The organism is Bradyrhizobium sp. SMVTL-02 (assembly GCF_051853005.1).
Taxonomy (GTDB): Bacteria; Pseudomonadota; Alphaproteobacteria; order Rhizobiales; family Xanthobacteraceae; genus Bradyrhizobium.
The window spans coordinates 2,893,220-2,912,550 of the sequence record NZ_CP182469.1; the positions used below are offsets into that span (position 1 = coordinate 2,893,220).

17 protein-coding genes are annotated in these 19,331 nt (G+C 65.9%); all 17 read left to right on the forward strand.

Features of this window, described 5'->3' with window-relative positions; translation table 11 throughout:
- The first annotated feature begins 56 nt into the window (after window positions 1-56).
- The 17 genes from chvE to ACNJYB_RS13510 all read left to right on the forward strand — a co-directional run bounded on the left by chvE (window position 57) and on the right by ACNJYB_RS13510 (window position 19,282).
- Window positions 57-1,130, forward strand: a complete 1,074-nt coding sequence (chvE, locus tag ACNJYB_RS13430) for a multiple monosaccharide ABC transporter substrate-binding protein (RefSeq protein WP_439374394.1) — start codon at window positions 57-59, stop codon at window positions 1,128-1,130.
- Between the two features lie 245 nt (window positions 1,131-1,375).
- Window positions 1,376-2,947: a multiple monosaccharide ABC transporter ATP-binding protein gene (mmsA, locus tag ACNJYB_RS13435; RefSeq protein WP_439374395.1), complete on the forward strand. Its 1,572-nt coding sequence runs from the start codon at window positions 1,376-1,378 to the stop codon at window positions 2,945-2,947.
- Window positions 2,944-4,134: a multiple monosaccharide ABC transporter permease gene (mmsB, locus tag ACNJYB_RS13440; protein ID WP_439374396.1), complete on the forward strand. Its 1,191-nt coding sequence runs from the start codon at window positions 2,944-2,946 to the stop codon at window positions 4,132-4,134. Before mmsA ends, mmsB begins: the two co-directional genes overlap by 4 nt.
- Before the next feature lie 131 nt (window positions 4,135-4,265).
- Entirely contained in the window at window positions 4,266-4,928 is a 663-nt protein-coding gene (locus tag ACNJYB_RS13445) for an HAD family hydrolase (RefSeq protein WP_439374397.1), read from the forward strand.
- Window positions 4,929-4,934: 6 nt separating this feature from the next.
- Window positions 4,935-5,885 (forward strand): sugar-binding transcriptional regulator, encoded by a 951-nt coding sequence (locus tag ACNJYB_RS13450; RefSeq protein WP_439374398.1) that lies wholly within the window; start codon window positions 4,935-4,937, stop codon window positions 5,883-5,885.
- Window positions 5,886-6,234: 349 nt separating this feature from the next.
- On the forward strand, window positions 6,235-7,548 hold the full coding sequence (locus ACNJYB_RS13455; RefSeq protein ID WP_439374399.1) for an ABC transporter substrate-binding protein: 1,314 nt from the start codon (window positions 6,235-6,237) through the stop codon (window positions 7,546-7,548).
- A 92-nt stretch (window positions 7,549-7,640) separates the two neighbouring features.
- On the forward strand, window positions 7,641-8,513 hold the full coding sequence (locus tag ACNJYB_RS13460) for a carbohydrate ABC transporter permease (protein WP_439374400.1): 873 nt from the start codon (window positions 7,641-7,643) through the stop codon (window positions 8,511-8,513).
- A 3-nt stretch (window positions 8,514-8,516) separates the two neighbouring features.
- Complete coding sequence (locus ACNJYB_RS13465; protein ID WP_439374401.1) at window positions 8,517-9,347, forward strand: carbohydrate ABC transporter permease; 831 nt, start codon at window positions 8,517-8,519, stop codon at window positions 9,345-9,347.
- Between the two features lie 11 nt (window positions 9,348-9,358).
- The gene (locus ACNJYB_RS13470) at window positions 9,359-10,366 is read left to right on the forward strand and encodes an ABC transporter ATP-binding protein (RefSeq protein ID WP_439374402.1); all 1,008 of its coding nucleotides are present in this window, start codon (window positions 9,359-9,361) and stop codon (window positions 10,364-10,366) included.
- Window positions 10,367-10,407: 41 nt separating this feature from the next.
- On the forward strand, window positions 10,408-11,181 hold the full coding sequence (locus tag ACNJYB_RS13475) for an SDR family NAD(P)-dependent oxidoreductase (protein ID WP_439374403.1): 774 nt from the start codon (window positions 10,408-10,410) through the stop codon (window positions 11,179-11,181).
- A 40-nt stretch (window positions 11,182-11,221) separates the two neighbouring features.
- Window positions 11,222-12,868 carry an FGGY-family carbohydrate kinase gene (locus ACNJYB_RS13480; RefSeq protein ID WP_439374404.1) on the forward strand — a complete coding sequence of 549 codons (1,647 nt, stop codon included), beginning with the start codon at window positions 11,222-11,224 and terminating at the stop codon, window positions 12,866-12,868.
- Window positions 12,869-12,873: 5 nt separating this feature from the next.
- On the forward strand, window positions 12,874-13,809 hold the full coding sequence (locus ACNJYB_RS13485; protein ID WP_439374405.1) for a carbohydrate kinase family protein: 936 nt from the start codon (window positions 12,874-12,876) through the stop codon (window positions 13,807-13,809).
- 109 nt (window positions 13,810-13,918) lie between these two features.
- The gene (locus ACNJYB_RS13490; protein ID WP_439374406.1) at window positions 13,919-15,340 is read left to right on the forward strand and encodes an amidase; all 1,422 of its coding nucleotides are present in this window, start codon (window positions 13,919-13,921) and stop codon (window positions 15,338-15,340) included.
- An 84-nt stretch (window positions 15,341-15,424) separates the two neighbouring features.
- The gene (locus ACNJYB_RS13495; RefSeq protein WP_439374407.1) at window positions 15,425-16,375 is read left to right on the forward strand and encodes an ABC transporter permease; all 951 of its coding nucleotides are present in this window, start codon (window positions 15,425-15,427) and stop codon (window positions 16,373-16,375) included.
- Window positions 16,372-17,265, forward strand: coding sequence for an ABC transporter permease (locus tag ACNJYB_RS13500; protein WP_439374408.1), 894 nt, complete (start codon window positions 16,372-16,374; stop codon window positions 17,263-17,265). The genes ACNJYB_RS13495 and ACNJYB_RS13500 overlap by 4 nt, the downstream gene beginning before the upstream one ends.
- 2 nt (window positions 17,266-17,267) lie before the next feature.
- Window positions 17,268-18,281: an ABC transporter ATP-binding protein gene (locus tag ACNJYB_RS13505; RefSeq protein WP_439374409.1), complete on the forward strand. Its 1,014-nt coding sequence runs from the start codon at window positions 17,268-17,270 to the stop codon at window positions 18,279-18,281.
- Window positions 18,278-19,282, forward strand: a complete 1,005-nt coding sequence (locus ACNJYB_RS13510; RefSeq protein WP_439374410.1) for an ABC transporter ATP-binding protein — start codon at window positions 18,278-18,280, stop codon at window positions 19,280-19,282. Before ACNJYB_RS13505 ends, ACNJYB_RS13510 begins: the two co-directional genes overlap by 4 nt.
- The last annotated feature ends 49 nt before the right edge of the window (window positions 19,283-19,331 follow it).

A 19,331-nucleotide genomic window follows, 5' to 3' on the forward strand; every position in this document is an offset into this window, starting at 1 on the left:
ACGACCGACGTTCTCGACGACACGAAAAACAGTCCGACACCCAAAGGGAGTGAAACATGCTGAAACTGAAGACGACCCTTCTCGCGCTGGCTGTCGCAAGCGCCGCCGCGCTGATCGCCGGATCGCCTGCCTCCGCCCAGGACAAGGCGGCCGTCGGCATCGCCATGCCGACCAAATCCTCGGCGCGCTGGATCGACGACGGCAACAACATGGTCAAGGTGCTGAAGGAGCGCGGCTATAACACCGACCTGCAATATGCCGAGGACGACATTCCGAACCAGCTCTCGCAGGTCGAGAACATGGTGACCAAGGGCGCCAAGGCGCTGGTGATCGCCGCGATCGACGGCACCACGTTGTCCGACGTGCTCAAGCAGGCCAAGGCAAAAGGCATCACCGTGATCGCCTACGACCGCCTGATCCGCGGCACGCCGAACGTCGACTATTATGCGACCTTCGACAATTTCCAGGTCGGTGTGCTCCAGGCCGAGTCGATCGTGCAGGGGCTTGGCCTGAAGGACGGCAAGGGTCCCTTCAATATCGAGCTGTTCGGCGGCTCGCCCGACGACAACAACGCCTACTTCTTCTACAACGGCGCGATGAGCGTGCTGAAGCCTTATATCGACAGCGGCAAGCTCGTCGTCGTGTCCGGCCAGATGGGCATGGACAAGGTCGCGACCCTGCGCTGGGACGGCGCCACCGCCCAGGCCCGCATGGACAATCTGCTCAGCGCCTACTACGGCAACAAGAAGGTCAACGCCGTGCTGTCGCCCTATGACGGTCTCTCGATCGGCATCATCTCCTCGCTGAAGGGCGTCGGGTACGGCAGCGCCGACCAGCCGATGCCGATCATCTCCGGTCAGGATGCCGAGGTGCCCTCGATCAAGGCGATGCTGCGGGGCGACCAGTACTCGACCATTTTCAAGGACACCCGCGACCTCGCCAAGGTGACCGCCGACATGGTCGACGCCGCGCTCGCCGGCAAGCAGGTGACGGTCAACGACACCAAGACCTACGAGAACGGCGTCAAGACCGTGCCGTCCTATCTGCTCAAGCCGGTGGTCGTCTACAAGGACAATTGGGAGAAGGTGCTGGTCGACAGCGGGTACTACAAGAAGTCGCAGTTCCAGTAAGCTTCTTTCTTCTCCCTCTCCCCGTTCTTACGGGGAGAGGGTCGGGGTGAGGGGCTCTCTTCACGCGGACAGTGGTTGCTATGCACTCCGTCATTGCGAGCGCAGCGAAGCAATCCAGTCTGCCGCCGCGGAAATAGTCTGGATTGCTTCGCTGCGCTCGCAATGACGATCTGGATGCAGCGATATCGCTCAATCTCTCCCCGCAGGCGGGGAGAGGCGAAGTAAAGCAGGGGACACCCAAGCCAATGACCGCCATGCTGGAGATGCGGGACGTCAGCAAGAGCTTTGCCGGTGTGCAGGCGCTGCGCGACGTCAATTTCTCGGTTCGCGCCGGGCAGATCCACGCCCTCGTCGGCGAGAACGGCGCCGGCAAGTCCACCCTGATGAAGGTGCTCAGCGGGGTCTATCCGCATGGCACCTACGAGGGCACCATCGTCTTCGAGGGCGAGGAGCGCCGCTTCCGCGACATCAACGATTCCGAGGCGCTCGGCATCATCATCATTCATCAGGAGCTGGCGCTGATCCCGCTGATGTCGATCGCCGAAAACATCTTCCTGTCGCATCCGCCGTCGAAGCTCGGCGTCATCGATCGCGACGAGGTGTACCGGCGCACGCGCGAGCTGCTGGCACAGGTCGGCCTGAGGGAATCGCCGGATACCCTGATCACCGATCTCGGCGTCGGCAAGCAGCAGCTCGTCGAGATCGCCAAGGCGCTCTCCAAGCGGGTGCGGATGCTGATCCTGGACGAGCCGACTGCGAGCCTCAACGAGGCCGACAGCGCCGCGCTGCTCGAACGACTGATGGCGTTCCGCGAGCAGGGCATCGGCTCGATCCTGATCTCGCACAAGCTCAACGAGGTTGCCAAGGTCGCCGACCACATCACCGTGCTGCGCGACGGCCGCACGGTCGACAGCATCGACTGCCATGCCGAGCCGATCCAGGAAGACCGCATCATCCGCAGCATGGTCAACCGCGACATGGCGCACCGTTTCCCCGAGCGCAGCGTGAGGATCGGCGAGCCCGTGCTCGACGTCGCGAACTGGTCGGTCTATCATCCGGTCCACCCCGAGCGGCAGGTGATCAAGAACGTCAATTTCGGCGTCAGGCGCGGCGAGGTCGTCGGCATTGCCGGCCTGATGGGAGCGGGGCGCACCGAATTCGCCATGAGCCTGTTCGGCCGCTCCTGGGGCACCAATATCAGCGGCAGCATCAAGCTCGAAGGCCGCGAGATCGCGCTGCCGAGCGTCGCCGCCGCGATCGATGCCGGGCTTGCCTATGTCACCGAGGATCGCAAGCAGCTCGGCCTGATCCTCGCCGACGACGTCCGCAAGAACATCACGCTCGCGAGCCTCGACCAGGTCGCGGCCGGGCGGGTGATCGACGACATCGCCGAGCTGAAGGTCGCCAGCGACTACCGCAACCGCATGCGCATCCGCTGCTCCGACGTCTACCAGGAGACTGGCCAGCTCTCCGGCGGCAACCAGCAGAAGGTGGTTCTGTCGAAATGGCTGATGACCGACCCCAAGGTCCTGATCCTGGACGAGCCGACGAGGGGCATCGACGTCGGTGCCAAATACGAGATTTACTGTATCATCAACGAGCTCGCGGAGGCTGGCCGCGGCGTCGTGGTGATCTCCTCGGAGATGCCCGAGCTGCTCGGCATCTGCGACCGCATCTGCGTCATGAACGACGGCGCCTTCGTCGGCGAGTTCAAGGGCGCGGAAGCAACGCAGGAAAAGATCATGCGCGCCATCATGCGCAACGAACGAAGCAACAGCGTGCCTGAGGCCGCGGAAATGGGAGGATCGCAGCCATGACCGACAAGACGGTGTCGCTGCCCGAGGAGCGCCGGCACGGCAGCTTCATCAAGAACAATTTGCGCAATTACGGCATGCTGATCTCCCTGATCGCGATCATGCTGTTCTTCCAGGTCGTGACCGGCGGCACGCTGCTGCAGCCGCTCAACCTCACCAACCTGGTGCTGCAGAACAGCTACATCGTGATCATGGCGCTGGGCATGCTGCTGGTGATCGTCACCGGCCATATCGACCTTTCGGTCGGCTCGGTCGCGGGCTTCATCGGCGCGGTGGCCGCGCTTCTCATGGTGACCTACAAGGTCGACTACACGCTCGCCTTCGTCGCCTGTCTCGCGCTCGGTGCCGCCATCGGCGCCGCGCAGGGCTATTGGGTGGCCTATTTCAAGATCCCGTCCTTCATCGTCACGCTGGCGGGCATGCTGGTGTTCAAGGGTCTTGCGCTCGCGGTGCTGCAGGGCCAGTCGCTCGGCCCGTTTCCGCCGACGTTTCAGAAGCTGTCGTCCGGCTTCATTCCGGAACTGCTGCCCGAGGCCGGCACGCTGCATCCGACATCCATGCTGATCGGCGCCGTGCTCGCGCTCGGCCTCGTCTATGCCGGCGCCAAGGGGAGGTCGCGCGAGCAGTCGCACGGCATCGAGGTCGAGCCCTACGCGTTCTTCCTCGGCAAGAGCATTCTGCTGGCCTGCGCGGTGCTCTATTTCACCTATCTGATCGCCTCGCATCGCGGCCTGCCCAACGTGCTGGTGATCATGACCGCGCTGATCGCGCTCTATGGCTTCGTCACCCGCCGCACCGTGATCGGCCGGCAGATCTACGCGGTCGGCGGCAACGCCAAGGCGGCGAGCCTGTCGGGCATCAAGACGGAGCGGCTGACCTTCCTCACCTTCGTCAACATGGGCGTGCTGGCCGCGCTTGCCGGACTCGTCTTCGCCGCGCGGCTGAACACCGCGACCCCGAAGGCGGGACTCGGCTTCGAGCTCGACGTCATCGCCGCCTGCTTCATCGGGGGCGCCTCGGCCTACGGCGGCGTCGGGCGCGTCGGCGGCGCCGTGGTCGGCGCCATGATCATGGGCGTGATGAACAACGGCATGTCCATCCTCGGCATCGGCATCGACTATCAGCAGGTCATCAAGGGCCTGGTGCTGCTGGGGGCGGTGTGCATCGACGTGTATAACCAGCGGCGGTAGCGGCACCGGCGGTGCCGTAGGGGGCGACGCGCAACGCGCCGCGCCCACCCGGGAGTCGCGGCAGCTTGTCCTTCAACCCCGGAGCAGACTGAGCTATTGCCCAGGTGTTGGGTATATGATCGAATGCCCGGATGGACCAGCGCCGGCCAGAGCCTGATCTGATCATCTTCGACTGCGACGGCGTGCTCGTCGACAGCGAGCTCCTGAGCTGCCGCTGCCTGTCCGAGGTGCTCGCCGAATTCGGTCTCGTGCTCAGCGAGGAACAGGCGCTCGAGCTGTTTCTCGGACGCAGCACCAAGGCGATCGAGCAGTACTACCGCGATCTCGGTCGGGTCGTGCCGGACAGCTTCCTGCCCCGATTGAAGTCCCGCGTGCTGGAGACGTTTGCCGCCTCGCTCGAGCCGATCCCGGGGGTGGAGGCGGTGATCTCGGGGCTCGCCGTACCGTTCTGCGTGGCGTCATCCAGCGACATCGACCGCGTCTCGCTCTCTCTCGACGTTACCGGCCTTCGGGCGCATTTCGGCGATCGGCTCTACACCGCGCAGATGGTCAGGCACGGCAAGCCGGCGCCGGATCTCTTTATCCACGCCGCCGAAAAGATGCGTGTCGATCCGTCGCGCACGCTGGTGATCGAGGACAGCGTCAGCGGCGTGCAGGCCGCCAAGGCGGCAGGCATGACAGTCTGGGGATTTGTCGGCGGCGGCCATTATCGCAGCCGCGACCGCCGGACTATATTGTCCGCCGCCGGAGCCGATCGGGTCTTCGCCCGCATGAGCGATTTCTGGGAGGTGTGAGCTCGCATGGCCGCCGAGAACGACAAGTCGAGACTCGACGACGCCGCGCGTGCCGGCTGGCTCTACTTCATTGCCGGTCACACCCAGGACGAGATCGCAAAGATGCTCCAGGTCTCGCGCGCCTCGGCGCAGCGGCTGGTCTCGCTGTGCCTCGCTGAGCGGCTCATCACCTTCCGGCTCGAACATCCCATCGCCGCCTGCATGGAGCTGGCCGCGCGCCTGAAGGACCGGTTCGACCTCGTCCACTGCGAGGTGGTGCCGGCCGATCCTGCTGCGCCGCAGGCGACTGCGGGCATTGCCGAGCGCTGCGCCAATCTGCTCGACTCCACGCTGCGCTCGGAGACGCCCGTCATCGTTGCGCTCGGCACGGGGAGGGCGGTGCGTGCCGCGGTCGAGCGCGTCACGCCGATCGAGCGGCCCAACCACCAGATCGTCTCGCTGGTCGGCAACATCTCCGCCGACGGCTCGGCGAGCTTCTACGACACCGTCGGCCGGCTCGCCGATCGCACCGGCGCGCGGCACTATCCAATGCCGCTGCCCTTCCTGATGTCGTCGGAGGACGAGCGCAACAGGATGGTGCGCATCGAGCCGATCGCCAAGGTCAAGGCGGTCGCCGCCAGGGCCGACTTGCGCCTCGTCGGCATCGGCCAGATGGACCAGAAGGCGCAGGTGCACATCGACGGTTTCGTCACCCGCGACGAGTTGTTCGAGATGATGCGCCTGGGAGCCATCGGCGAGATCACCGGCTGGGCCTATGACGCGAAGGGCCGCCTGCTCAAGGCCGGCACCAACAAGCGCCTCACGAGCATCCCGCCGGAAGTGCCGGCAAAGACTACGACCATCGGCGCTGCGGTTGGCGCAGCCAAGGTGGCGGCGATCTCTGCGGCGCTGAGCGGCGGCCTGATCAACGGCCTGATCACGGACGAGACGACGGCAAGGGCGATCCTGGAGCGGTAGAGACGGAGCAGCGCAGCAGCGGGACTCCGCTCCCTCTCTGCGGGAGAGGGCCGGGGAGAGGGTCTCTCCGCTGGCAAGACTCCCCAAGAGGAAAAAGCCTTCACCCGGATCGCATCTGTCGATGCGATCCGACCTCTCCCGCAAGCGGGAGAGGTGGAGCAAGCCGCGGGGCTCGTTCCGAACAACTGCCATCGCGTCCGCACCCGCGCGACCTTCCATTCTTCCCGCACCGCAGCACTCATAAGTTGCTGGAATGCCAGCGCGCCTGCTTGACAAGCAAGGTTCCTACGGTGAACATACGCCCAATGCGTGGGCATATGCTCAAAAGCGCGAATCAAGGGAGGTCACCGTGAAACATGTCCTGGGCGCCGTTTGCGGCGCGTCCGTTCTGCTGCTGGCCGTCCCCGCGATGGCCGAAACGACCCTGACGATCGCCACCGTCAACAATGGCGACATGATCCGCATGCAGGGGCTGACGGGTGAATTCACCAAGAAATATCCTGACATCGCCGTGAAATGGGTGACGCTGGAGGAGAATGTGCTGCGCCAGCGCGTCACCACCGACATCGCCACCAAGGGCGGCCAGTTCGACGTCCTCACTATCGGCACCTATGAGGTGCCGATCTGGGCCAAGAAGGGCTGGCTGGTGCCGCTTGCCAATCTCGGCGCCGACTACGACGTCGCCGACCTCTTGCCGAAGATCAAGGACGCCGTCTCCGTCGACGGAAAGCTCTACGCCGCGCCGTTCTACGGTGAGAGCTCGATGGTGATGTATCGCACCGACCTGTTCGAGAAAGCCGGCCTGAAGATGCCGGAGAAGCCCACCTGGGACTTCGTGATCGACGCCGCCAAGAAGCTGACCGACAAGAACGCCGGCACTTACGGCATTTGCCTGCGCGGCAAGGCCGGCTGGGGCGAGAACATGGCCTTTCTCTCGGCGATGGCCAATTCCTACGGCGCGCGCTGGTTCGACGAGAAGTGGGAGCCGCAGTTCAACACGCCGGAATGGAAGACGACGCTCACCACCTATGTGAACCTGATGAAGGAAGCCGGCCCGCCCGGGGCGAGCTCCAACGGCTTCAACGAGAACCTGGCGCTGTTCAACGCCGGCAAATGCGCGATGTGGATCGACGCCACGGTCGCGGCGTCCTTCGTCACCAACCCGAAGGACTCCAAGGTCGCCGACAAGGTCGGCTTCGCGCTCGCGCCCAACACCGGCCTCGGCAAGAACGCAAACTGGCTGTGGGCCTGGAATCTCGCAATCCCGGCCGGTTCCAAAAAGACGGAAGCGGCCGAGAAATTCATCGCCTGGGCGACGAGCAAGGACTACACCAAGCTGGTGGCGTCGAAGGAAGGCTGGGCCAACGTGCCGCCGGGCACGCGCACCTCGCTCTACCAGAACGATGAGTACCTGAAGGTCGCGCCGTTCGCCAAGCTGACGCTGGCGTCGATCGACGCCGCCGATCCCAACAAGCCGACGGTGAAGCCGGTGCCTTACGTCGGTGTGCAATACGCCGCAATCCCCGAATTCCAGGGCATCGGCACCCAGGTGGGCCAGCAATTCTCGGCGGCGCTGGCGGGATCGACCAGCGTCGAGGCGGCGCTCTCGGCCGCCCAATCCACAACCGAGCGCGAGATGAAGCGCGCCGGCTACATCAAGTGAACCCGAGCTCTCCCTCCTGAGCTCAAACTTGCGGCCATCCACCCATTCCCGGATGGATGGCCGCCTTCTTCTTCCCGGCAGAGGAGAAGCCAGTGGCAACCCGGCAGACGCAATTCCTTGCACGGTCGCTCCTGACCCCGGCCGTCGGGCTGCTGTTCATCTGGATGATCGTCCCGCTGGCGCTGACGATCTACTTTTCGACGCTGCATTACAGCCTGCTCGATCCCGGCTCGGAAGAATTCATCGGGCTGGAAAACTTCCGCTACTTCCTCACCGATCCCGCCTTTCTCGCCTCGCTCCAGAACACGCTGGTGCTGGTCGCCTCGGTGCTGGCGCTGACCATCCTGCTCGGCATTCCCCTGGCGCTGCTGCTCGACCAGCCCGTGATCGGTCGCAATGTCGTGCGACTGATGGTGATCGCCCCGTTCTTCGTCATGCCGACGGTGAGCGCGCTGGTCTGGAAGAACCTCTTGATGCACCCGGTGTCCGGCCTGTTCGCCTGGCTCGCCAAGCTGGTCGGGCTGACGCCGGTGGACTGGTTCAACGATGTGCCGCTGCTTTCGGTGATCCTGATCGTCGCCTGGCAGTGGCTGCCGTTCGCGACGCTGATCCTGCTGACCGCCCTGCAATCGCTCGACGAGGAGCAGAAGGAGGCCGCCGAGATGGACGGCGCCAGCGCGATCTCGACCTTCATCTACATCACGCTGCCGCATCTGGCGCGCCCGATCACCGTGGTGATCCTGATCGAGACCATCTTCCTGCTCACCGTGTTCGCCGAGATCTTCGTCACCACCGGCGGCGGGCCGGGCCTGCAGACCACCAACATCGCCTTCCTGATCTATGCGCAGGCGCTGATCCAGTTCGACGTCGGCAGTGCCTCCGCGGGCGGTCTCGTCGCGGTGGTGATTGCCAACATCGTCGCCTTCTTCCTCGTCCGCATCGTTGGCCGCAACCTGGAGGCTTGAAGCATGGCGCGGATGGCGACGAGACAGCGGGTGGTGATCTCGACGATCGGGGCGTGGTTGTTCGGCTTCCTGATCTTCTTCCCGATCCTTTGGATGGTGCTGGCGAGCTTCAAGACCGAGCTGGAAGCATTTGCCATCCCGCCGTCCTTCCTGTTCTTCCAATGGACCACCGAGAACTATGCCACGGTGCAGGAGCGCAGCGACTATTTCCACCACGCAATGAACTCGATCATCATCGCCGGCGGCTCGACGCTGATCGCGCTGCTGATTGCGATCCCGGCGGCCTGGTCGATGGCGTTCTCGCCGACCAAGCGCACCAAGGACATCCTGCTCTGGATGCTCTCGACCAAGATGATGCCGCCGGTCGGCGTCCTGGTGCCGATCTACCTGATCTACAAGACGTTCGGCTTGCTCGATTCCCGCGTGGGCCTCGTCTTCATCCTGTGCCTCGGGAACTTGCCGATCGTGATCTGGATGCTCTTCACCTATTTCAAGGAGATCCCGCGCGACATCCTGGAGGCCGCGCGCATGGACGGCGCCACCATCGGCCGCGAGCTCGTCTATGTGCTGACGCCGATGGCGATCCCGGGGCTCGCCTCGACTCTGCTGCTCAATTTGATCCTCGCCTGGAACGAGGCGTTCTGGACGCTGAACCTGACCACCTCGAACGCCGCGCCGCTGACCACGTTCATCGCGTCCTATTCGAGCCCGGAAGGGCTGTTCTGGGCCAAACTGTCGGCGGCGTCCACGCTGGCGATCGCGCCCATTCTCGTCCTCGGTTGGTTCAGCCAGAAGCAGCTCGTGCGCGGGCTCACCTTTGGCGCGGTGAAATGAGAGGGGCTGCCATGGGTCAGATCACACTTCAGGGCGTGCAGAAATCCTTCGGCCCGGTGCACATCATCAAGGGCGCCGACCTCGACATCGCCGACGGCTCCTTCGTGGTGTTCGTCGGTCCCTCCGGCTGTGGCAAGACCACGCTATTGCGCCTGATCGCGGGGCTGGAGGACGTCAGCGGCGGCAAGATCCTGATCGACGGCAAGAACGTCGTCGATACGCCCCCGGCCAAGCGTGGGCTGTCCATGGTGTTCCAGTCCTACGCGCTCTATCCGCATATGAGCGTGCGCGGCAATATCGGCTTCGGCCTGAAGATGGCCGGCCTGCCGAAGGATGAGATCAACCGCAAGGTCGAGGCCGCCGCCGCGACGCTGAACCTCACGCCCTATCTCGATCGCAAGCCGCGCGAGCTCTCCGGCGGCCAGCGCCAGCGCGTCGCGATCGGCCGCGCGATCGTCCGCGAGCCCAAGGCGTTCCTGTTCGACGAGCCGCTGTCCAACCTCGACGCCGCCCTGCGTGTGCAGATGCGCATCGAGGTGACGCGGCTGCAGAAGCAGCTCGGCACCACCGCGATCTACGTCACCCACGATCAGGTCGAGGCCATGACCATGGCCGACAAGATCGTCGTGCTCAATGGCGGCAAGATCGAGCAATACGGCTCGCCGCTGGAGCTCTACGAGCGGCCCGCCAATCTGTTCGTTGCCGGCTTCATCGGCTCGCCCAAGATGAATTTCGTCACCGGTGAGTCCGCCTTGCGACACGGAGCCGCTACGATCGGCGTGCGTCCCGAGCATCTGAAGATCGAGCGCGACGGCGCCGGCGGCTGGCAGGGCACGATTTCGGTCGCCGAGCATCTCGGCAGCGACACCTTCCTGTATGTCGATGCGGGTCCGCTCGGCATGCTGACCGCGCGCTACATCGGCGAATTGAGCCTTCACGCCGGCGACCGTGTTTCGCTGGTGCCGGACCCCCAGCGCATTCACCGCTTCGATGAGGGCGGCAACGCCCTTCGAGGCTAACAAGAAACGGCAAGACAACGGCAAGAAACGGAAAGACCACCATGTACCTGGAAAAATTCAGATTGAACGGCAAGACCGCGTTCATCACCGGGGGCGGGCAGGGCATCGGCCTTGGCTGCGCGGAGGCGCTGGCCGAAGCCGGCGCCCGGGTCATCATCGGCGACCGCGACAGCAAGGTCGCCGACAGCGCCGAAGCCAGCCTGAAGGCAAAGGGTTTTGACGTCGAGACCGCGATCATGGATGTCACCGATACCAAACGCGTGGCGGAGGTCGCGAATGCCCTGGTCGCCCGCCACGGCAAGGTCGACATCCTCGTCAACAATGCCGGCATTGCCCGCAGCGAGACGCCGGCCGAGACCGTCACCGACGAGCACTGGCTCAACGTCATCGACGTCAATCTCAACGGCACCTTCTGGTGCTGTCGCGAGTTCGGCAAGCACATGCTGAACGCCAAGAGCGGCGCCATCGTCAATGTCGGCTCGATGTCGGGCTTCATCGTCAACAAGCCGCAGGAGCAGTGCTTCTACAACGCCTCCAAGGCCGCCGTGCACCATTTGACCAAGTCGCTGGCTGCCGAATGGGGCGCGCGCGGCATCCGCGTCAATGCGGTGGCTCCGACCTATATCGAGACGCCGCTCAACGCCTTCGTGAAGAGCAATCCGAAGATGTACGACGCCTGGATCGGCGGAACCCCGATGGCGCGGATGGGGCAGGTCGAGGAGATCGCCTCCGTCGTGCTGTTCCTCTCCTCCGAGGCCGCGAGCCTGATGACCGGCAGCATCGTGCTGGTGGATGGCGGCTACACTTGCTGGTAGGCTTGTCGTCAAAACTGACGGAAAGCGACCGGGAGCGACAATGCCGCGAGCGTATATCGGCGTCGACGTGGGGACCACGAGCACGCGGGCAGGGGTGTTTGACGAGGCCGGCACCTTGCTCGCGACCGCCCGGCATCCGATCAGGATCTGGCACGAGGCCGGCGACATCGTCGAGCAGTCCTCGGAGGACATCTGGCAGGCCTGCGTCAAATCGGTGCGGGCGGCGATGGCGGAAGCCGCGATTGCGCCCGGCGGCGTCGGCGGCATCGGTTTTGACGCCACCTGTTCCCTTGTGGTGCTTGATTCACAGGGCCAGCCGCTCACCGTCAGCGCCTCCGGCGAGGCGCAGCGCAACGTCATCGTCTGGATGGACCATCGCGCCACGTGCGAGGCGCGGCTGATCAACGAGACCGGGGATCCCGTGCTGCGCTATGTCGGCGGCTCGATCTCGCCGGAGATGGAGATGCCGAAGCTGCTCTGGCTGAAGCGGCATCTGCGTGCAAGCTTTGACGCCGCAGGTCACTTCTTCGATCTGGCCGACTATCTGACCTGGCGCGCGACCGGTTCGCTGCAGCGCTCGACCTGCACCGTCACCTGCAAGTGGAACTATCTCGCGCATGAGGGCGGCGGCTGGAGCGCGCCGTTCTTCGAGCGCATCGGCCTGTCCGACTTCGTCAACGAAAAATACGCCCGCATCGGCACGAAGATCGTTGCGCCCGGCACGCGCCTCGGCGCAGGTCTGACGCCCGCAGCCGCAGCCGAGCTCGGCCTTACGCCGGGCACCCCGGTCGGCGCCTCCCTGATCGACGCCCATGCCGGCGGCATCGGGGCCATCGGCGGCCGCGACGGCTCGGGCGGTGCGAGCGATGTCAGCGACCGTCTCGCCTACATCATGGGAACGTCGGCCTGCATCATGGCGACGACCAAGGAGCCGTGCTTCGTGCCGGGCGTGTGGGGGCCTTATTATTCCGGCATGGTGCCGGAGTTCTGGCTCAATGAAGGCGGCCAGTCGGCCGCGGGCGCGGCGATCGACCACCTGCTCAAGTCGCACCCCGGCCACGGTGATGCGAACGCGGCAGCGCGCAGCGAGGGTCTCGACCTCATCGAGTTGCTCGAGCGCCGCGTGATCGCGCGCGCCGGCGATGCCAGCCGCGCCGCGCGGCTTGCGCGTGACGTCCATGTGCTGCCCGAATTCATCGGCAACCGCTCACCCTATGCCGACCCCGATACGCGCGCGGTGATCGCCGGTCTCGATCTCGACACCGACATCGCCTCGATGGAGCGGCTGTTCGTCGCGGGCCTCTGCGGTCTCGCCTATGGTCTCGCCGAGGTGATCGAGGCCTTTGCCGCGCGTGGCGTCCGTTCCAGCCTCATGATCATGGGCGGCGGCGCCAGCCGCAGCCCGCTGGTGCGGCAGATCATGGCCGACACCACCGGCCTCACCGTCGCACTGCCGCAAACAAAGGAGCCGGTGCTGCTGGGCGCCGCGATGCTCGGTGCCGTGGCCGGCGGCGCCTATTCCTCGATCGGCGAGACCATGGCCAAGATGTCGGCGCTGGGACGCAAGAGCGAGCCGACCGCGTCCGACATGGCCGCATTTCACACGCGCAAGCGCGAGGTCTACAAGCTGCTGCGCGAGGTCGATCGCGGCAGCCGTGCCGCGATGGCCGACATCGCCAGAGGTTGAAAGAGATGTTGTTATCCTGCGGCGATGCGCTGATCGATTTCGTGCCGACCGGAAACACGGAAGGACGCGAGGCGGTGATGCCCGCGGTCGGCGGCTCCTGCCTCAACGTTGCGATCGGCATGGCGCGTCTGGGCGCGCCGACCGGCTTCGTCGGCGGCGTCTCGACCGACCTGTTCGGGCGGATGATCGCGGACCACGCAACGGCCTCGCATGTCGCGCTCGATCTCGCCACCCGCAGCGATCACCAGACCACGCTCGCTTTCGTCCGCATCGTCGCGGGCGAGTCGCATTATGCCTTCTATGACGCCGAGACCGCGACGCGGAACTGGACGTACCGGCGCGGATCCATTGCCTTCGATACGGTCGAGGCCGTCCATGTCGGCTCGACCACGCTCGTCAATGACCAGGGCGCGGCCGAAACCAGGGCGCTAGTCGCGGACGCGCGCGCATCCTCCACAATCTCCTTCGATCCGAACTGCCGCCCCAACCTCGTCAAGGACAAGCCGGCCTATCTCGCGCGCATGGCCGAGTTCGCGAACCAAGCCGATCTCATCAAGATGTCGGACGTCGATTTCGCCTACCTCTTCGGCGACGAGCCCCATCAGCCGCGCGCGAGCGCATTGCTCGGGCAGGGCACGCGCCTCGTCGTCATCACCCGCGGCAACAACGGTGCGATCGCCTGGCACGCAGCCGCGGGGCAGATCGAAGTGCAAGCACCAAAGGTCGAGGTCGCCGATACCATCGGCGCGGGCGACAGCTTTCAGGCCGCCCTGCTGTTCGCCCTGCACAAGCAGGGCCGCCTCGCCCGCGAGCGGCTCAGGGACATCAGCACTGAGGAGCTCCGCCGCGCGCTGTCCTTTGCCGCCAATTGTGCCGGCCTGACCTGCACCCGCCCGGGCGCCGATCCGCCGTGGAGCCACGAGATGACCTGGAGCTGGTAGTTCGGGTCAGGTCTCGCGATGTCCTGACGGACCATGGGCATGCACCGACCCAATGGACAGGTGAGGTGCGCGCTGGCAAGGTCCGCGCATCCTGGTGCGAGCCTTCCGTATGAGCAACGACCTCTGTTTCCTATCCGCAACCGAGCTGCGCGATCTCGTCGCGACAAAGCAAATTTCCCCTGTCGAGATCGTCAGCGCCGTGCTCGCCCGCGCCGAGGCGTTACAGGGCGAGCTGAACTGCTTCATCACGATCTGTGGCGACGAGGCGATGGCGGCCGCGCGCGCGGCCGAGCGCAAGGTGATGGCGGGCAAACAGCTCGGCCTGCTCCACGGCATCCCCGTCACCGTCAAGGACATCGTCAACACCCGGGGCGTCAAGACCACCTTCGGCGCCATTCCCTACAGGGACAACGTGCCGACCGAGGATGCCGTCGCGGTGGCGCGGCTGCGAGCTGAGGGCGCAATCCTGATCGGCAAGACCACGACGCCGGAATTCGGCAGCAAGTGCCTGACGGATTCGCCGCTGTTCGGCCGCACCCGCAATGCATGGGACGCCTTCCGCTCCTCCGGCGGCTCCAGCGGCGGCGCCGCGGTGGCGGTGGCGAGCGGCATCGGGCCGCTGGCGATCGCGACCGACGGCGGCGGCTCGACGCGCATTCCCGCCGCCTGCAACGGCGTGGTCGGCCTGAAGCAGAGCAACGGCGTGATCCCGCACAGCCAGGCGCTGGATGTGTTCGGCAACCAGACCTATGTCACGCCGACCACCCGCACCGTCGCCGACACCGCGCTGATGATGCAGGCGATGGCGGGCGAGGATTCTTGCGATCCCTGGTCGATCGGCTTGCCCGTGCCTGACTTCGTCGGCACCGCCGTCCCGCGCGGCGATTTGCGCGGCCAGAGGATCTTGTACTGTCTCACGCCGCCGGGCCGGCCGGTCTCCGCCGAGGTCGCCGCCAATTTCAGGGCGAGTCTCGACCGGCTGGCCGGGCTAGGGGCCGAGCTCGAGGAATTCTCCGGCGAAGGCTTTGACATCGAGCCGATCTGGCGCGCCATCAACCACACCGTCTGGCGCACGCGCTTTGCAAAGCTCGCGGCCGAGCACGGCGACGAGCTGAGCGAGGCGTTCCTCAAGCAGCTCGCGCTCGCCACCGAGGTCAGCGGCGTCGACTATCAGGAGGCGATGTTCGCGCGCACCGCGCTGTTCCGCCGGGTGCAATCCTTGCTTGCGCATGGACACTTTCTGGCGATGCCGACGCTCACGCGCACCGCGTTGCCGATCAAGCAGGACCTGTTCGGCAGCATCGAGATCGACGGGGCGCATTACGACAGCGTCCGCCCGAACTGGTTCCCCTGGACCATGCCGTTCAACATGACGGGCCATCCCGCCGTCAGCCTGCCCGCAGGCTTTGCCCGCGACGGCCTGCCGATCGGGCTTCAGCTGGTCGGCCGCTTCCGGCATGACGCCGACCTGTTGCGCGTTGGCGCGCTGTTCGACGCCTCCGGTGACCTGCTCTCCCGCTGGCCGGAATGAGGTCGTACGTACCCAGCAAAGCCCTTGCATCGGTCGTCCGGACATGTTGATCGTGCCGCGGATGAGCCCTGAAACCGAGCGCACATGAGCGTCTTTGTCCTTCGACGTCTGTTGACCCTGCTGGCGACGCTGGTCGGCGCATCGCTGATCATTTTCCTGGTGCTGGACGCGCTGCCCGGCAATGCCGCGCAGATGCTGATGGGCGCCGACGCCTCGCCGGACGCGGTGCGCGCGCTCGCCGTCAAGCTCGGGCTCGACCAGCCGCTGCCCGTTCGCTACCTGCAATGGATCAAGGGCCTCCTCATTGCCGATCTCGGCAATTCCTACGTCTATGGCACGCCGGTCGCCGGCCTGATCGCGGAGCGGCTGGTGCTGACCATTCCGCTCGCGATCATGTCGATGGCGATCACGGTGACGCTGGCGCTCTCGGCCGGCGTCTACACCGCCGCCAACCACAACAAGCTCGGCGACGTCGGCGTGATGTCGCTGACGCAGGTGGGCATCGCGCTGCCGAATTTCTGGTTCGCGATCCTGCTGGTGCTCCTGTTCGCGGTGCGGCTGCAATGGCTTTCGGCGGGCGGCTTCGCCGGCTGGGAGGACGGCGTCTGGCCAGGCGTCAAGTCGCTGCTCCTCCCGGCAGTCTCTCTGGCGGTGGTCCAGGCTGCGATCCTCGCCCGCGTCACGCGGTCGGCCGTGCTCGAAGTGCTGCGCGAAGACTTCGTCCGCACCGCCCGCGCGAAAGGGCTCGGCAGGCGCGAGGTGCTGTGGAGCCACGTGCTGCGCAACGCCATGATCCCCGTGATGACGGTGATGGGGCTGCAATTCGCCAATCTGCTCGCCGGCACCATCGTGATCGAGAACGTGTTCTATTTGCCGGGCCTCGGCCGGCTGATCTTCCAGTCGATCGCCAACCGCGACCTGATCGTGGTGCGCAATTGCGTGATGCTGCTCGCGACCATGGTCGTCGTCGTCAATTTCGTGGTCGACGTGCTCTACGCCCTGATCGATCCCCGCATCAAGGTGCACGACCTGTGAGCGCGCCCGTGACCACTTCCATTGACGCACCCGTCGCGAGGCGACGTCTGCCGGCCAGGACCTTCTGGGGCCGCGCGCTGCGCCATCGCAGTTTTGTCCTCGGCGGCACGCTGAGCCTGCTCGTTCTCGTCTCGGCGCTGCTGTCGCTGGTGTGGACGCCGTGGTCGCCCTACGAGATCGACATCGCCTCGAAGCTCCGGCCGCCCTCGGCCGCGCACTGGCTCGGCACCGATTCCTTCGGGCGCGACATCGTCTCGCTGCTGCTCGCCGGGGCGCGCTCCACGATAGCAGTCGGCATCATCGCGGTCAGCATCGGTCTCACCTTCGGCGTCTGCCTCGGCCTGATCGCCTCGGCCAAGCGCGGCTGGACCGAAGAGATCATCATGCGCTTCTCCGACTTCACCTTCGCCTTTCCGGCCGTGCTCTCGGCGATCATGCTGGCCGCGGTCGTCGGCCCCGGCATGGTGACCTCGATCGTCGCCATCGGCATTTTCCAGATCCCGACCTTGACCCGGCTGACGCGCGGCTCGGCCAACGCCATCTGGGCCCGCGAATTCGTGCTGGCCGCGCGCGCTGCGGGGAAGGGCAAATTCCGCATCACCATCGAGCACGTGCTGCCGAATATCCTGTCGATCCTGATCGTGCAGGTGACCATCCAGTTCGCGCTCGCCATTCTGGCGGAGGCCGCGCTGTCCTATCTCGGTCTCGGCACCCAGCCGCCGCAGCCGTCCTGGGGGCGGATGCTGAACGATGCGCAGACGCTGCTGTTCCAGTCGCCGATGCTCGCGGTCTATCCGGGCGCGGCGATCGCGATCGCCGTGCTCGGCCTCAATCTCCTCGGCGACGGACTGCGCGACCTGCTGGATCCCCGCCTGGCGCGGGAGCGATGACGATGGCCGAGCGCTCCGCCATGCCGCTGATCGAGGTCGACAATCTCGGCGTCCGCCTCAATACCAGCCGCGGCCCCGCGCAGGCCGTGCGCGGCGTCAGCTTCTCTCTCAAGCGCGGCGAGACGCTCGGGCTCGTCGGCGAGTCCGGCTGCGGCAAGTCGGTCACCGCGATGTCCCTGATGGGCCTGTTGCCCGACAGCGCACGCGTCACCGGCAGCATCAAGCTCGACGGCAACGAGCTCGCCGGCTTACCGGATGCGGATTACTGCCGCCTGCGCGGCAACCGCATCAGCATGATCTTCCAGGAGCCGATGACCGCGCTCAACCCGATGCACACGATCGGCAACCAGGTCGCCGAGCCGCTGCGGCGTCACAGGAAATATTCGGCGGCGCAGGCGCGTAAAGAAGTGATCGCCTTGCTCGACCGCGTCGGGCTGCCCGACCCGGCGCGGCGCGTCGATGCCTATCCGCACCAGTTCTCCGGCGGCCAGCGCCAGCGCATCACCATCGCCATGGCGCTCGCCTGCGAGCCCGACCTATTGATCGCGGACGAGCCGACCACCGCGCTCGACGTCACCATCCAGGGCCAGATCCTCGACCTCATCGCCGATCTCGTCGAGGAGCGCGGCATGTCGATGATCCTGATCTCGCACGATCTCGGCGTCATCGCCGAGAACGTGCAGCGCATGATGGTGATGTATGGCGGCACCGTGGTCGAGAGCGGCCCGACCGACGAGGTGTTCCGCCGCATGGGCCATCCCTACACGCAAGGCCTGTTCCGCGCCCGGCCGAAGCTCGGCGCGCGCAAGGGGACGCGGCTGAAGACGATCTCGGGCACGGTGCCAGAGCTAGCGGACCTTCCGGCCGGCTGCACCTTCTCCGAGCGGTGTCCGCTGGTGATCGATGCGTGCCGCGCCGCGCTGCCGCCGATGGTGGAGGTCGGTCCCGGGCACGGGGTGCGCTGCATCCGCACGGACGTCTCCATGGCTGCGAATGTCGGAGCGCTGTCCGCATGAGCACCGCGCCTCTTCTCGATGTCAGGGATCTCGAGCAGCGCTACACGCTGCCGCGCGAGAGCCTGTTTCGTCAGCCCGGACAGGTGCGTGCGCTCAACGGCGTCAGCGTGCAGGTGCAGGCCGGCAGGAGCCTCGGCATCGTCGGCGAATCCGGCTCGGGCAAATCCACCTTTGCGCGGGTGGTGATGGCGCTGGAGCGGCCGACGGCAGGGCAGGTCGTCCTGCTCGGCCGCGATCTCAACCGTATCCCGCCCGACGAGCTGCGCCGCGCCCGGCGCGATTTCCAGATGGTGTTCCAGGACCCGTACGGCTCGCTCGATCCGCGCCAGACCATCTCGCGCATCGTGGCCGAGCCGCTGACCGTGCTTGAGGGCGCCGACCGCACCACCTTTCGCGACTGCGTCGCCGCGGTGCTGAAGCAAGTCGGCTTGCGCGAAGCCGACATGGACAAATATCCGCACGAGTTCTCCGGCGGCCAGCGCCAGCGTATCGCCATCGCGCGGGCGCTGATCACCCAGCCGAAGCTGATCGTCGCCGACGAGCCGGTCTCCGCCCTCGACGTCTCCGTGCAGGCCCAGGTGCTCAATCTGATGCAGGACCTCCAGGAGCAGTTCGGCCTCAGCTACATCCTGATCAGCCACGACCTCGCCGTCGTCGACTATCTCTGCGACGAGGTCGCGGTGATGTATCTCGGCCGCATCGTCGAGCAGGGGCGCCCCGAAGATCTGTTCGAGCAATGTGCCCATCCCTATACGCGGGCGCTGCTGGACGCCGTGCCGCGGGCGCGCGCCGGGGGCGGTCGGCGCCGGCGCGGCGCCCAGGCGATCGCTTCGCAATCGGCGGCTGCCAGCGGGTGTCCTTATGTCGCGCGCTGTGCACTCGCCGACCAGCATTGCCGCGAGGCCCTGCCTGAGCTACGCAAGTTGGGCGAGGGCCACCTTGCCGCCTGCCACAAGGCGCAGGCCGTGATGGCGTTGCCGCCAGCCGCCATGGAAGGCTAATGTCCGGAGCAGGATTGGCGTAGGCTTACGAAAACAGCAGGCCGGGGAG

Excerpts from the sequence above, each read along its gene's own strand:
- chvE (WP_439374394.1), top strand. The coding sequence starts at position 57 with ATGCTGAAACTGAAGACGACCCTTCTCGCGCTGGCTGTCGCAAGCGCC.
- mmsA (WP_439374395.1), top strand. The coding sequence starts at position 1,376 with ATGACCGCCATGCTGGAGATGCGGGACGTCAGCAAGAGCTTTGCCGGT.
- mmsB (WP_439374396.1), top strand. The coding sequence starts at position 2,944 with ATGACCGACAAGACGGTGTCGCTGCCCGAGGAGCGCCGGCACGGCAGC.
- ACNJYB_RS13445 (WP_439374397.1), top strand. The coding sequence starts at position 4,266 with ATGGACCAGCGCCGGCCAGAGCCTGATCTGATCATCTTCGACTGCGAC.
- ACNJYB_RS13450 (WP_439374398.1), top strand. The coding sequence starts at position 4,935 with ATGGCCGCCGAGAACGACAAGTCGAGACTCGACGACGCCGCGCGTGCC.
- ACNJYB_RS13465 (WP_439374401.1), top strand. The coding sequence starts at position 8,517 with ATGGCGCGGATGGCGACGAGACAGCGGGTGGTGATCTCGACGATCGGG.
- ACNJYB_RS13470 (WP_439374402.1), top strand. The coding sequence starts at position 9,359 with ATGGGTCAGATCACACTTCAGGGCGTGCAGAAATCCTTCGGCCCGGTG.
- ACNJYB_RS13475 (WP_439374403.1), top strand. The coding sequence starts at position 10,408 with ATGTACCTGGAAAAATTCAGATTGAACGGCAAGACCGCGTTCATCACC.
- ACNJYB_RS13480 (WP_439374404.1), top strand. The coding sequence starts at position 11,222 with ATGCCGCGAGCGTATATCGGCGTCGACGTGGGGACCACGAGCACGCGG.
- ACNJYB_RS13485 (WP_439374405.1), top strand. The coding sequence starts at position 12,874 with ATGTTGTTATCCTGCGGCGATGCGCTGATCGATTTCGTGCCGACCGGA.
- ACNJYB_RS13490 (WP_439374406.1), top strand. The coding sequence starts at position 13,919 with ATGAGCAACGACCTCTGTTTCCTATCCGCAACCGAGCTGCGCGATCTC.
- ACNJYB_RS13495 (WP_439374407.1), top strand. The coding sequence starts at position 15,425 with ATGAGCGTCTTTGTCCTTCGACGTCTGTTGACCCTGCTGGCGACGCTG.
- ACNJYB_RS13505 (WP_439374409.1), top strand. The coding sequence starts at position 17,268 with ATGGCCGAGCGCTCCGCCATGCCGCTGATCGAGGTCGACAATCTCGGC.
- ACNJYB_RS13510 (WP_439374410.1), top strand. The coding sequence starts at position 18,278 with ATGAGCACCGCGCCTCTTCTCGATGTCAGGGATCTCGAGCAGCGCTAC.